The sequence below is a fragment of the Tissierella sp. MB52-C2 genome (assembly GCF_030931715.1).
Lineage (GTDB): Bacteria > Bacillota > Clostridia > Tissierellales > Tissierellaceae > Tissierella.
The window spans coordinates 2,173,133-2,186,673 of sequence record NZ_CP133261.1 but is presented as its reverse complement, the minus strand read 5'-3'; the positions used below and the strand labels follow the sequence as shown (position 1 = coordinate 2,186,673).

Here is a 13,541-nt window from a genome sequence, read left to right as displayed (position 1 = left end):
TCCGAGAGAGAATACTATAAATATAATAAAGATAAGATTAATATGAATCCAGAGATAAAATCCTATGAGGAAGGAATTACAGCAGAATATGGAATTGATAACTCTGTACCACAAATGATAATAGAGGCCGATTACATATATTACGTAACAGCAGACTACAATATAAACTATTTAAGGATAAAGGAAAGAAATACTAAAACAGGGAAAACAAGAATTTTAGTTGATAAAAAGGGTGTAGCTAATATTCTTGGGAAAAGAAAAGATATTATATACTATGTCCAAGGTTCTGATGAAATCTATGATTTTGGGATTTATACAGGGGTACACAAATTAGAATTAAGACCTGTTAATGTTAAAACTATGGAAGATAGAGCAGTTGATTCTAAGGAAACACTATTGATATGAACACTTGGGAGAAAAAAGAAATCCTAGATAATAGAAAATAGAAAAATTGGAGTAAGCTTAAGAAAGAAAAGGTACTGAGTACGCTTCGGCTTTTGTTGAAAATAATGAAGAGAGACCCAAATGGACAAGGGAAACTTTAAGTCCTAGAGTCTCTCTTTTATATAGAAAAAAAGTCGCATTATTAGTTAATATTTTGCAAATTTTTGATTTGTTGGATTTAAAATAAGATAAAGAATTATATAAATAATTGACAATATGACATTAGTGTCATATAATTAAATCATAATAATATCATTTTTAATTGGAGGCTTATTATGCTTACTAAATCAGAACTTAAAAAAAGACTTATATTGGAAAAATCAAGAAAGATATTTATAGAAAAGGGATACAAAAAAGTTACTATGACAGATATTGTAGAAGCCTGTGAAATCAGCCGTGGAGGTCTTTACATGTATTATAAGAGCACACATGAAATATTTCTAGAAGTATTGCGTATAGATCAAGAGGGAGTAGGATTTGGATTTTTAGATGGAATGAAGAATGGAATTTCAGGAGTAGAAATACTTGAAGATTTTTTACAAGAACAGAAAGAGGAATTACTAAATAAAGATCAAAATTTGGCAGTTGCTATCTATGAATTCTTCTTTCTAAACATTGGTAATATTGAAGAAAATATTTTAAAGGAACAATTTGATTCAGCAGTAAAAATATTATCTGAGTTAATTCAATATGGCATGGACAGAGGAGAATTTAACTCCGTAAACAAAGAGATTGCGGCAAAAAATATTATTTTGTTACTTGAAGGAATAAGAGTTTCATCGGAAGTAATGAACATTACAGATGAGCTAATAGATGAGCAGTTTAATTATATTAAAGACATATTGGTAAATTAGAATAATACAAAACTCTAGAGGAAGGAGATCAAAATGGATATTGATACAATAAAGATACTAAGGGACCCCTATACATTTGAAGATCTTACAACAAAGGATAATTGTATTGTAAACACCTATAATAGAAATACCTATGGGATTGAAAAAAATATTGTAAGGTTTATGGAAGATGATGAAATCACAGGAAATAATAAAAAATACCTTGAATTTTATAATAAGATTGCACCATTTTATAATTTTGCCAATAAACTTTACTTTATTTTTAAGTTTGGAAGTGAAGAAAATTATAGAAAAGAATTTTTATCTGAACTTGAAATAAAAGATAAGGATAAAGTTATAGAAATTTCAGTTGGAACAGCTGATAATTTTCCATTTCTACCTAAGAATATAGATCTATATGGTCTTGATATTTCATTGGGAATGTTAAAGCAAGCTAAGAAACATTTGAATAAATGGAACATAAATGCACAACTTTTCCAGGGAGCAGCAGAAAGTTTACCTTTTAAAGATGGCAGTTTTGACGTTGTATATCATGTTGGAGGAATAAATTACTTTAACCATAAAGATAAGGCAATTAATGAAATGATAAGGATAGCTAAAAGTGGAACTAAGATTGTAATAGTAGATGAAACTGAAAAGCTAGTCAATGGAACTTACAAAAAGACTCCAATAACTAAAAAGTATTATGATGAAGAATATGATATATCTGCACCTATAGAATTAATCCCAAAGGAAATGCTAGATATAAACTATAGAGAAGTTTGTAAAGGGCTGATGTATTGTCTATCATTTAGAAAACCATATTAATAAATAAGTGCTTTATTTATTAATATAAAAATGTTGTGGCATCTTTATATATGATAAATTTTATTAAATTGGTGAAAGATAATAATAAGAAAAAAGTCTATTTGAGGAAATATACAATAGTATGCTATAAAAAACAATTTGATATAAAATAAAATATGTTGAATTTTAGAGTGGTATGTTGAGGCTATATAGGTTATAGTTTTTCTATGGAGATTATTATAAATACGGAGGAAGATTATGTATAAGATTATGATTATAGAAGACGATATTTCTATAGCTGAAAATTTAAAATCCTATATTGAAAAATATAACTACGAGGTTTTTATAGTAAAGGAATTCAAAAATATAATAGATGAGTTTAATAGATATAAACCTGATTTGATCCTTTTAGATGTGAATTTACCTGTATATGATGGCTTTTTCTGGTGTAGAGAAATTAGAAATGTATCCAATCTACCTATAATATTTATATCTGCTCGAGCAGGTGATTTAGAGCAAATATATGCCATGGATAATGGTGCTGATGATTATATTGTCAAACCTTTTTCATTAGATATAGTCATTGCAAAGATAAATGCAAATATTAGAAGAGCCTATGGAAGTTACAGCAATTTAAATAAAGAAAGAATACTAAAACTAAAGGATTTAACTCTATACTGTGAATCCTTTCTATTAAGAAATAGAGATAGGGAAGTAAGGTTGACTAAAAAGGAAGTAGAATTATTATCTTTATTTATAGAAAACTATCCTAGGGTAATTTCTAGAGAAGATTTACTAAGGACTTTATGGGATGATGAAATATTTGTAGAAGAAAACACTTTAAATGTGAATATAACAAGAATTAGAAAAAGATTAGCAGAGGTAGATTTGGAATTTTTAATTGAATCTGTAAGAGGGGTAGGATATAGACTTGTGGAGGTAGAATAAATGAAGTTATTTATAAAACATCATATTTCTTTCATAATCTTGTTTATATTTGTATTTATAGGCTTAGGATTTATAATTGAAAGTCTAGGAGGAATTGAAAATAATTTTAAGTACTTTATATTTTTAGGCTTCTTTCAGTTACTTATATTTCTTATTATTAGATATCTTAATAATTATAGAATTTATAACATCTTATCAAGTGAGCCCAAAGAACTTGAAGATATTTTATTGGACAATCCTAGGTCAGTTTTAGAAGAGGAGTTTTCTAGAAATCAAAGAGAATGCTTTAAACTGTTTAATAACAAGATACGGGAATTAGAAAATATTCAGAAGGAATATAAGATATTCATAGATCAGAACATCCATCAGATGAAAACACCTCTATCAGTAATAAGTATGATTTCTCAAAACAATAGAGAAAATGGAGATTTCAAAAAGTTGTTAACTCAAGTAAATAGCTTAGATTATTATTTATCACAGACTTTAAGCTTTTTAAGATTAAGTGATATTGCAAAGGATATACAAATTGAAAAAATAAATCTAAGAGTTTTAATCGTAGAGATTATTAATGAATTAAGAGATTTCTTTATATTAAATTCTATTTATCCTTCTATAAATATGGATGAAAGTATATTTATTTTCACAGATAGAAAGCAAATCAAAAATGTTATCTATCAGATAGTAACTAATGGAATAAAGTATGGTAAGAAAAACAGTAAATTAGACTTTAGGGTAGAAAATAAAACTGAGGATACTGTATTAAATATAACAAATGAAGGAATTGGAATAACTCCTAGTGATAAAGATAGGATATTTGATATTTTTTATACTGGAGACAATGGAAGAATATATGGAGAATCTAGTGGTGTGGGACTTTATATAGTAAAGAAAACACTAGACCTCTTATCTCATAATATTATGGTAAAATCTATTCCAAATGGAAAAACTACATTTAGCATATATTTTTAAAAATCATGAACTATTCATGGTTTTTTGTTTTATTACAAATATGTAATGAAGTTGTAATCTATCTAAATAGCAAGATTTTATAACGTAAACTATAATTAATCTAGAGGAAAAAAGAGGAGGAAATATATATGAATATATTAGAAGTAAAAGAGCTATCGAAGATTTACTTGGGAAAGATTAATTATACAGCATTAGAAAATATTACCTTTAATTTAAAAGAAGGAGAGTTTGTAGGGGTTATGGGACCTTCTGGAAGTGGAAAAACTACTTTATTAAACTGCATTTCAACTATTGATGAACCTTCAAGTGGCGAAGTCTTAATAAATGATAAAAACCCACATAAATTAAAAGAAGAAGAGTTAGCTAAATTTCGTAGAGAAGAGCTAGGTTTTGTTTTTCAAGATTTTAATTTAGTGAATACTTTAACAGTAAAAGAAAATATAATTCTGCCATTAGTATTAGATAATATAAATTTGAAGGTTATGGAAGAGAGATTAGATAAGACTATTAAATTTCTAGAAATTGAAACCATATTAGATAAAAGAGTTTTTGAAATCTCAGGAGGTCAAGCACAGAGAGTTTCCATAGCAAGGGCAATTATCCATAATCCATCTATATTATTGGCAGATGAGCCAACTGGTAACTTAGATACTAAAGCTGCAAAAGATGTAATGAATATATTTACTACTATCAATTCAGAATTAAATACATCTATTTTAATGGTCACCCATGATCCTTATATAGCAAGTTTTTGTGATAGAGTTATCTTTATAAAAGATGGAAACTTATATAATGAAATTTATAAAGGAGATAATAAATCAATTTTTTATAAGAAAATAATAGATATGTTAAGTTTCCTAGGAGGGAATAGAGATGACATTTAGAAAGTTAGCTTTTAATAATGTATGGAGAGACAAATGGACTTATTTAGCATATTTTTTAAGTAGCATATTTTCAGTTTTACTATTTTTCTTATTTTCAGTTTCTATGTTTCATCCAGATTTAAGTGTAATTGCTCATGGGTCGTCTCTATCTCTGTCTATGGCAGCTGGGAATATATTGATCTATCTATTTTCTTTTTTCTTTATATCTTATTCTATAGGCGCTTTTTTAAAAAATAGGGAAAGGACATTGGGGATTTTTATATTAAATGGTGCAAGTAAAAAACATATCAACAGAATGATATTTATAGAAAACATGATAATTGGTATTGCTGCAATTATAGTGGCAATTATTTTAGGAGTAGCTCTTAGTCCCCTTGCCCTTATGGTTTCTAGTTATGCTTTAGGAATAGAGGGTTTCAATATGTATTTTCCCATAAAAGCCATGATATTAACATCCGTTATGTTTTTCGGATTATTTGCCTTAGTATCTACTATATCACCTAGATTTATAAGAAAAGAGAAAACCTTAAATTTACTAAAGTCTCATAAAAAGGATGAAAAAGATGTAAGATTATCGCCACTTTTTATATCTTTAGGAATTATATCTATTTCTATTCTAATAACTCTAATTCTTCTAGGAAAAATGGAATTAGCATTAAGTAATATCATAGGAATATTTGGAGTCTTTTTATTGGGATTAATGAGTCTATATTTTTCAATTATATTGATTACTAAATTAGCTCTAGGATTATTTATTAAAAGTAGACATTATTATAAGAAAATCAATATGCTTCTAATATCCGAGTTTAAATCAAAATTTAGAACTAATATAAATATGATATTTATGCTGACTATTTTGCTGATATCAGCTTTTTCTACAACTACACTTTTATATGGAATGAGAAAAGATGTAGAGGCTAAGACATTAGAAAGCTATCCATTTAATTATATATACATTGTTGATGAAAATACAGTAAATCCAGAAGAAAAACTAGAAACATTGAAAAATATATTGTCTAAAAAAGATGAATATATAAATTCAAAATTTGATGTTCTTACGTTAAAGGATACTATTTATTTAGGTACAGGTATTATTTCTGAAAGTGATTATAATAAATCTGCAAAAATATTAGATATAGATCTCTTAAATCTAGCTAAAAATCAAATATTTATAGTACCTGGAAATAAGAATTTGAATTTCGATCTAGATAACAATGAAAGTTTTAAAGTCTTAGAGAATGAGTCTACTCTAGAGTTAGAAGTTATAGGAGAGGGTAAAAAGTTAATTACACCTGAAGGATATTTTAAAAACATTTTAGTAGTAGAAGATGGGCTTTATAATGGCTTAAATAAAAGCGAATTTAAGATAAACCAAGTCAATATTTTTAATGTTTATGATTGGAAGGAAGATTTAGATACAACTAGTAGTCTAGAGCAGATAGTAACAGACAATGGGAAAAATCCAGTAGGATTCTTTACTGCCGGCAGTCTTTATGAAGTAGAAAAGATGACAAAAAATCTATCACTATATATTGGCGGTGCACTAAGCGTAATCTTTATATTAGCTTCCGCCAGTATGATCTATTTCAGATTAGTTACAGAAAAAGAAAGAGAAGCTATAAAATTTAAGAATTTAATGAAAATAGGATTGTCTAAAAAAGAGTTTTCAACAATAATTTATAAAAATATAGCAATATTAATGTATGTACCATTCACTATAGCTTCTATATTTTTATTTTTACAGAGAGGTATTTTAGTTTCAAGATTAGGTTTTATTTATTCTGAAATAATCTTTATTAGCTTTATTATATTTTTTATAATTCAAACCATAGGATATATCTTTGTGGTAAAGAACTATAGAAAATCTATTTTATCTATGATTGAATAAGATTTATATTTGTATATTAGTTTAAATTTCTCCTAAATTTTAGATTATGAGTTTAGGAGAAATTTTGTTGTTTAGATATATTATATTGCAAAATATATAACACTTTATTATGCTATATAACTATTTTTAGAATATTATTGACATTTAATACGCCATACTATATGATAATATAAAGTGGTACTAACCAGATTATAGAACAATGATAATTACGCAGCAAATATAACTAGGAGAAACTTTATGGAGGGAAGAGATAATGGATAGAAGTGGCATAATACCTTTGTACTATCAGTTAATGGATGAAATAATTAGAATGATTGAAGAAGGTAACTTAGAGGCCCATGACCAACTTCCATCGGAGAGAGAATTATGTAACAATTATAATATCAGTAGATCTACAGTAAGGCAAGCAATACAAGAATTAGAAAACGAAGGATATATTTATAGAGTCCATGGAAAAGGAACTTTCATATCTCCGGAAATTTTTAAACAGAACCTATTAAAATTCTATAGTTTTACAGAGGAAATGAAGAAATTAGGAAAAATACCTAGTTCTAAGGTGTTATCTTTCGATATAATAACTTGCGATGAAAAGCTATCTAGAAAAATGAAGTTAAAACAAGGAGATAAGGTGTATTGCTTTACAAGACTAAGATTAGCAGATCTTAAACCAATGATGTTAGAAACAAGTTTTGTACCTTGTGATAGATTTCCAGGCCTAACTAAAGAAGAGTTAGAGTCCACTCCAATGTATGATATATTTATGAAAAAACATAATGCTAATTTTACAAAAGCAGAAGAGACACTTCAGCCAGTATTAACGAGAGAATTAGAAGCTGATCTTCTAGAATATAAGGCTGGATTTCCTAGTATGATGATAGAAAGGGTTACTTATGAAAATGATTCTATAATAGAATATACAAAGGGGGTTGCAAGAGGAGATAAATTTAAATATCAAGTAGTATTAAACAAGTAAAAATTTAAACTAACTGGTAATGACATCATAACATCATAACGTCATTATGAGTAGATGTTAAAGAAAGGAATGATCAAATGTTTGGATACACTAAGGAAAACTGGACTCAGATAAATGGACTGAATACAGCCAGTGAAATATATCAACAGCCTGAACTATGGGGTGAAGTACTAGAAATAGTAAAGTCAAATATAAAAGAAATAGGGAATTACTTAAAGGAAAGATTAAATAAAAAGGATATTAGAGTAATCTTAACAGGAGCTGGTACTTCGGCTTACGTTGGTGAAATAGTAGCTGCTAAATTAAATGCAGGCCAAGAAAATATTTATGAGGCCATAGCTACAACTGATATAGTAGATAATCCAGGGCTTTATTTAAAGAAAGATATACCTACAATATTAGTATCTTTTGCTCGATCAGGAAATAGTCCAGAAAGTGTTGCAGCATATAATCTTGCTAACGAATTAGTATCAGATATATCTCATATTTTCATAACTTGCAATAGCAAAGGAAAACTTGCAGAGATATCTAAGGACAAGGAGAATATTTTATTATTAACTATGCCAGAGGAATCAAATGATAAAGGTTTTGCCATGACAAGTAGCTTTTCATGTATGACCCTGACATCATTATTGATATTTGATTTAGAAAATTTAAAAGAAAATGAAAAGCAAGTTGCAAAACTTATATCAACTGGCAAAAGAATATTAGATGAGGATTATAAAGGGATACAATCAACTATTGATGTTAATTATAGCAGAGTCATATATTTAGGTTCTAGTAATTTTAGAGGATTGACAAAGGAAAGTTCATTAAAACTTTTAGAGTTAACTAGGGGTCAAATTGTTTCTCAAAGTGAAACTGTATTAGGGTTTAGACATGGTCCTAAATCTATAGTAAATGATGATTCTATTATCATAGTTTATATATCTGATAATGACTATACACGTAAATATGAAATCGATATATTGAAGGAAATTTATCATGATGCAGGTAACCATAAATTAATAGCAATATCAAATAATTATTATGAAGAAATAGAAGATATTACAGATGAGTATCTATATTTAGCTAAAGACAATAGTGGAATAACTAATGTTGGATTTATATCCTTATTGTATGCAATATATGCTCAAGTTTTTTCTTTGCTTTCTTCTGTAAAATCGGAAGTTGAACCAGATAATCCAAATCCAAGTGGATTAGTAAATAGAGTAGTAAAGGGGGTTACTATATATAAATATTAATACATTTGAAGGTATATATGAATCTTAAAGGACTTTATTAAAATTGTTAGGGGGAAGAAAATGAAAATTAAAAGAAGTTTATCAATTTTATTAGTAGTGATGATGCTTGTTGCTATAGTAGCAGGGTGCACAAAAAAAGATTCAGATGGCTCGGCAGATGGTAAGACAACATTAACTTTTGGTCTATGGGATAAATATCAAGAGCCAATTATGAGAGAACTAGCAGATATGTATGAAGCTAAAAACGAAAATATAAAAATTGACATACAATTAACTCCATATGGACAATATTGGACAAAGCTTGAAACAGCTGCAACTGGGGAAGTACTTCCAGATATATTTTGGATTAATGGACCTAATATAGTTAAATATGCTGCAAATGATATGCTAGTTCCATTAGATGAATTAGTTGAATCTAATAATATTGATCTTAGCGTTTATCCAGAAGGATTAATAGATCTTTATACTGTAGATGGTAAATTATATGGTATACCAAAAGACTGGGATCTTACAGCACTTTGGTATAATAAAAAACTTTTCGATGAAAAGGGCGTAGAATATCCAAATGAAAACTGGACTTGGGATGATATGGTTGAAGCGGCAAGAAAACTAACAGATAAAGAAAAAGGAATATATGGTATAGCTGCAAGACCTGACACACAAGAAGGTATATATGATACTATTCCTCAAGCGGGAGGATATATAATTTCTGAAGATAGAAAAACTTCAGGATATGATACAAAAGAAGCTTTAGAAGGAACAAAAATTTGGATAGATCTTTTAGAAGAAGGATTGTCACCAACCCTTGAAGAACAAGCTGACACAAATGCCATAGAATTATTTAAAGGTGAAAAAGTAGCTATGGTGTACGCAGCATCATGGAATGTACCAGTATTTATGCAAAATGAAGTTATTAAAGACCATATAGATTTAACTATAATGCCTTTAATAAAAGAGCGTGCTGCAACTATTCATGGATTATCAAATGCCATAGCTGCTAATTCTAAACATAAGGATGAAGCATGGGATTTTGTAAAGTTCTTAGGAAGTAAAGAAGCAAACGAAGTATGGGCTAAGTCAGGAGTAGTAATTCCAGCTCATAAAGAAGTATTAGATATCTGGGAAGCTGCTCATCCAGAGATTAACTTAAAAGCTTTCGTTGATGAATTAGATTATGCAGTTATGTATCCAGTTTCACTGAATACTTCAAAATGGAATGACGTAGAAAATGAGTATATTAAACAAATATGGAATAGAGGTATAACTGTAGAAGAAGGATTAAAGAAAATATCTGAGTTAATGAATGAGGCTTTAACTAAAGAACAATAATAGTTTGAATTCTGTCAATTAGCCTTATAATAAACAGGGCTAATTGACTCTTAGATTGTAAAAGCCCTTACAGGACAACTTGAACTACACCCTGCGGGGGCTTATTATAGAAGGAGGATCACATGAAAGCTATTACTGATATTAAAGACAACCAGAACAATAAGGCCTCAAAGGCATCTGGAAAAAGAAAGCTTAATGATCTTTTTTGGGGATATTTATTGATTTTACCAACAGTGCTGGGACTAGCAGTATTTTATATAGCTGCATTTTTTCAAAATTTATACTATAGTTTTACAAACCTGGGAGCTTTCGGTAAATATAAGTGGATTGGAATGGAAAACTATATAAATGTGTTTTCTGATCCTAAGGTGCCACAGGCCCTAATAAATACTGTTAAATTTACAGTTATTAGTGTACCTATTAGTATTATCATATCTTTATTTATAGCTACATTATTAAATTCAAAAATAAAGGGACTATCATTATATAGAACTTTATACTTTTTACCAGCTGTTACTATGCCGGCAGCTATTGCCATGATGTGGAAATGGTTATATAACGGACAGTATGGATTACTTAATCAACTACTAGCTAAAGTAGGAATTGAAGGACAGGCTTGGATTGCAGACCCTAAATTTGCCATGGGAGCGTTAATTATTGTAGGAATATGGAGTTCATTAGGAATGAAGATTATATATTTCTTAGCTGGATTACAAGGCATACCTAAGGCATATTACGAAGCGGCAACCATAGATGGAGCAGGTCCTATTAGACAATTTTTTTCTATAACGCTTCCTTCTTTAACACCAACTATATTTTTTGTAATGATAACTTCACTAATTGGTGCACTTCAAATGTTTGATTTAATATTTTTAATGATTAGTAAAACTAGTTTAGCCGTAGATAGTACCATGTCAATAGTATATTTATTTTATAAATATGCATTTGAATTCCAAGAAAAAGGATATGCTTCTGCCATATCAATTGTATTATTTATGATAATCTTGGTTATTACTGCAATTCAATTAAGGCTACAGAAAAAATGGGTAAACTACTAGAAGTGAAGGGAGTAGGAATATGAAGGAAATTTCATCTAATAAAAAAAGAATGCAAATCAACAAAATAATTATACATCTGTTACTTATTTTAGGTGCGATTATAACTATAATACCATTTGTTTGGATGATTTTAACATCATTTAAAACTTTAGGTGAATCAACAATTATTCCTCCTACAATATTTCCTAAACAAATGCAATGGGAAAACTATAAGGAGGCTATGAGAACTTTACCTTATGGAAAGTTTTATTTCAACACTATTGTTTATACAATGCTGACAACTATAGGACAAATTGTATTTTGTTCCATGGCAGGATATGCCTTTGCAAGAATTAATTTTAAAGGTAAGAACTTTATATTTGTATTGATTTTATCTGTATTAATGGTACCAGGACAAATATTTTTAATACCACAGTTTATGATTATGAAAAAGCTAGGATTACTAAACTCTATTACTGCACTAGTGCTTCCAGGTCTATTTAGTGCCTATGGAACTTTTCTTATGAGACAATTTTATATGGGAATTCCAAAAGAATTGGAAGAGGCAGCTCGTTTAGATGGATGTAATCATTTTACAATATTTTGGAAAATAATGACTCCATTGGTGAAGCCAGGAATAGCAGCCCTTGCTATTACAGCTTGTTTATATTGTTGGAACTCATTGATGTGGCCTTTAATAGTAAATACATCTATAGATAAAATGACATTATCAGCAGGATTATCAACTTTGAGTGGTCAGCACGGAACAAACTTCCCTGTTGCAATGGCAGGTACTGTACTGGCAGTATGGCCTATGATAGTATTATTCGCTATCTTCCAAAAACACTTTGTTGAAGGAATGGCATCTACCGGTTCGAAAGGTTAAGAGTTTAATATATGTTAGGAGGAAGAAAAAATATGTCAAAGATAAGAGTAGCTTTAATAGGTGCAGGTCAACGTGGAAAGGATATATATGGAAATTACGCTCTTTTACATCCAGAAAATATAGAGTTTGTAGCAGTTGCAGAACCCAATAAATTAAAAAGAGAAGAATTTTGTAAAAAACATAATATAAGTGATGAATGGGCTTTTGAATCCTATGAAGAGTTTTTTAGCAAGGAAAAATGCTGTGATGCAGTAGTAATAGCTACGCCAGACAATACTCACTTTGTACCGGCGAAATTAGCCTTAGAAAAACAATATCATATATTACTTGAAAAACCAATGTCAAATAAACCAGAAGAAGTTGCAGAACTTGGAAAACTTGCTAAACAAAATAATAAAGTATTTATGATATGCCATGTTTTAAGATATACTACTTTTTATTCTAAACTTAAGGAATTGATTAATAGTGGAGTAATTGGTAAAGTTATATCTATTCAACATAATGAAAATATAGGGTATTATCATTTTGCCCATAGCTTTGTTAGAGGAAACTGGAGAAATAGTGATGAATCAAGTCCTTTAATATTACAAAAGAGCTGTCATGATATGGATATACTTTTATGGCTAGTTAATAGCGATTGTACAGATATAGCATCCTTTGGAGAATTAAGTCATTTTAAATTGGAAAACAGACCAAAAGGGGCATCTGATCGTTGCGTAACTTGTAAGGTTGAGAATGAATGCCCTTATTCAGCATTAAAACTATATTATGATAATATCGGCAGATGGCCAACTTCTGTAATAACAGAAATTCAAACTAAGGAAAATGTTGATAAGGCTTTAGAGGAAGGACCTTATGGCAGATGTGTTTTTGGAGGCTGTGATAATAACGTAGTTGATCATCAAGGAACTGTGTTAAACTTTGAAAACGGAGTAACTGTTGTATTTAATCTTTCTGCATTTACAAATAAAGTTCATAGAAATATTAAGATAATGGGTACTATGGGAGAAATCATAGGCGATGATGTTAAAAATGAAATTGAAGTACAATTATTTACTTCAAATGAGAAGAAGGTCATAACACCAAAAGTAGTATCAGGTGGTCATGGTGGTGGAGACACTGGTATTATGGAAGACTTTATAGCACTGGTAAAATCTGATGCAAATTCAGAAACTGGTTTAACTTCTGCAAGTATTTCAGTACAAAGTCATATGATGGCCTTTGCAGCAGAAGAAGCTAGAAAAACTAAGAAAGTAATAAATACAAAAGATTATACTAATGGATTTTAATTGGGGGTTT

Annotated in this window: 13 protein-coding genes; all 13 read left to right on the top strand. The window is 29.0% G+C overall.

Annotated features, from left to right (window positions below; all coding sequences use genetic code 11):
- The first annotated feature begins 42 nt into the window (after positions 1 to 42).
- The 13 genes from RBU61_RS10970 to RBU61_RS10910 all read left to right on the top strand — a co-directional run bounded on the left by RBU61_RS10970 (position 43) and on the right by RBU61_RS10910 (position 13,531).
- Complete coding sequence (locus RBU61_RS10970) at positions 43 to 405, top strand: hypothetical protein (RefSeq protein ID WP_308875450.1); 363 nt, start codon at positions 43 to 45, stop codon at positions 403 to 405.
- 314 nt (positions 406 to 719) lie between these two features.
- Positions 720 to 1,298 (top strand): TetR/AcrR family transcriptional regulator, encoded by a 579-nt coding sequence (locus RBU61_RS10965; protein WP_308875449.1) that lies wholly within the window; start codon positions 720 to 722, stop codon positions 1,296 to 1,298.
- Positions 1,299 to 1,331: 33 nt separating this feature from the next.
- Positions 1,332 to 2,105 carry a methyltransferase domain-containing protein gene (locus tag RBU61_RS10960; RefSeq protein WP_308875448.1) on the top strand — a complete coding sequence of 258 codons (774 nt, stop codon included), beginning with the start codon at positions 1,332 to 1,334 and terminating at the stop codon, positions 2,103 to 2,105.
- A gap of 237 nt (positions 2,106 to 2,342) precedes the next feature.
- Positions 2,343 to 3,032, top strand: a complete 690-nt coding sequence (locus RBU61_RS10955; RefSeq protein ID WP_308875447.1) for a response regulator transcription factor — start codon at positions 2,343 to 2,345, stop codon at positions 3,030 to 3,032.
- Positions 3,033 to 4,001, top strand: coding sequence for a sensor histidine kinase (locus RBU61_RS10950; protein WP_308875446.1), 969 nt, complete (start codon positions 3,033 to 3,035; stop codon positions 3,999 to 4,001).
- 128 nt (positions 4,002 to 4,129) lie between these two features.
- Entirely contained in the window at positions 4,130 to 4,885 is a 756-nt protein-coding gene (locus RBU61_RS10945; protein ID WP_308875445.1) for an ABC transporter ATP-binding protein, read from the top strand.
- Positions 4,875 to 6,773, top strand: a complete 1,899-nt coding sequence (locus RBU61_RS10940; protein WP_308875444.1) for an FtsX-like permease family protein — start codon at positions 4,875 to 4,877, stop codon at positions 6,771 to 6,773. The genes RBU61_RS10945 and RBU61_RS10940 overlap by 11 nt, the downstream gene beginning before the upstream one ends.
- A 253-nt stretch (positions 6,774 to 7,026) precedes the next feature.
- Complete coding sequence (locus RBU61_RS10935) at positions 7,027 to 7,746, top strand: GntR family transcriptional regulator (RefSeq protein ID WP_308875443.1); 720 nt, start codon at positions 7,027 to 7,029, stop codon at positions 7,744 to 7,746.
- Positions 7,747 to 7,823: 77 nt separating this feature from the next.
- The gene (locus tag RBU61_RS10930) at positions 7,824 to 8,990 is read left to right on the top strand and encodes an SIS domain-containing protein (RefSeq protein ID WP_308875442.1); all 1,167 of its coding nucleotides are present in this window, start codon (positions 7,824 to 7,826) and stop codon (positions 8,988 to 8,990) included.
- A gap of 60 nt (positions 8,991 to 9,050) precedes the next feature.
- Positions 9,051 to 10,319: a sugar ABC transporter substrate-binding protein gene (locus RBU61_RS10925; protein ID WP_308875441.1), complete on the top strand. Its 1,269-nt coding sequence runs from the start codon at positions 9,051 to 9,053 to the stop codon at positions 10,317 to 10,319.
- A gap of 122 nt (positions 10,320 to 10,441) precedes the next feature.
- Entirely contained in the window at positions 10,442 to 11,377 is a 936-nt protein-coding gene (locus RBU61_RS10920; RefSeq protein ID WP_308875440.1) for a sugar ABC transporter permease, read from the top strand.
- 19 nt (positions 11,378 to 11,396) lie between these two features.
- Positions 11,397 to 12,242, top strand: coding sequence for a carbohydrate ABC transporter permease (locus tag RBU61_RS10915; protein WP_308875438.1), 846 nt, complete (start codon positions 11,397 to 11,399; stop codon positions 12,240 to 12,242).
- Positions 12,243 to 12,274: 32 nt separating this feature from the next.
- On the top strand, positions 12,275 to 13,531 hold the full coding sequence (locus tag RBU61_RS10910) for a Gfo/Idh/MocA family oxidoreductase (RefSeq protein WP_308875437.1): 1,257 nt from the start codon (positions 12,275 to 12,277) through the stop codon (positions 13,529 to 13,531).
- The last annotated feature ends 10 nt before the right edge of the window (positions 13,532 to 13,541 follow it).

What these genes read in the sequence shown, in the direction of transcription:
- RBU61_RS10970 (WP_308875450.1), top strand. Translation starts at nt 43, where the DNA reads ATGAATCCAGAGATAAAATCCTATGAGGAAGGAATTACAGCAGAATAT.
- RBU61_RS10965 (WP_308875449.1), top strand. Translation starts at nt 720, where the DNA reads ATGCTTACTAAATCAGAACTTAAAAAAAGACTTATATTGGAAAAATCA.
- RBU61_RS10960 (WP_308875448.1), top strand. Translation starts at nt 1,332, where the DNA reads ATGGATATTGATACAATAAAGATACTAAGGGACCCCTATACATTTGAA.
- RBU61_RS10955 (WP_308875447.1), top strand. Translation starts at nt 2,343, where the DNA reads ATGTATAAGATTATGATTATAGAAGACGATATTTCTATAGCTGAAAAT.
- RBU61_RS10950 (WP_308875446.1), top strand. Translation starts at nt 3,033, where the DNA reads ATGAAGTTATTTATAAAACATCATATTTCTTTCATAATCTTGTTTATA.
- RBU61_RS10945 (WP_308875445.1), top strand. Translation starts at nt 4,130, where the DNA reads ATGAATATATTAGAAGTAAAAGAGCTATCGAAGATTTACTTGGGAAAG.
- RBU61_RS10940 (WP_308875444.1), top strand. Translation starts at nt 4,875, where the DNA reads ATGACATTTAGAAAGTTAGCTTTTAATAATGTATGGAGAGACAAATGG.
- RBU61_RS10935 (WP_308875443.1), top strand. Translation starts at nt 7,027, where the DNA reads ATGGATAGAAGTGGCATAATACCTTTGTACTATCAGTTAATGGATGAA.
- RBU61_RS10930 (WP_308875442.1), top strand. Translation starts at nt 7,824, where the DNA reads ATGTTTGGATACACTAAGGAAAACTGGACTCAGATAAATGGACTGAAT.
- RBU61_RS10925 (WP_308875441.1), top strand. Translation starts at nt 9,051, where the DNA reads ATGAAAATTAAAAGAAGTTTATCAATTTTATTAGTAGTGATGATGCTT.
- RBU61_RS10920 (WP_308875440.1), top strand. Translation starts at nt 10,442, where the DNA reads ATGAAAGCTATTACTGATATTAAAGACAACCAGAACAATAAGGCCTCA.
- RBU61_RS10915 (WP_308875438.1), top strand. Translation starts at nt 11,397, where the DNA reads ATGAAGGAAATTTCATCTAATAAAAAAAGAATGCAAATCAACAAAATA.
- RBU61_RS10910 (WP_308875437.1), top strand. Translation starts at nt 12,275, where the DNA reads ATGTCAAAGATAAGAGTAGCTTTAATAGGTGCAGGTCAACGTGGAAAG.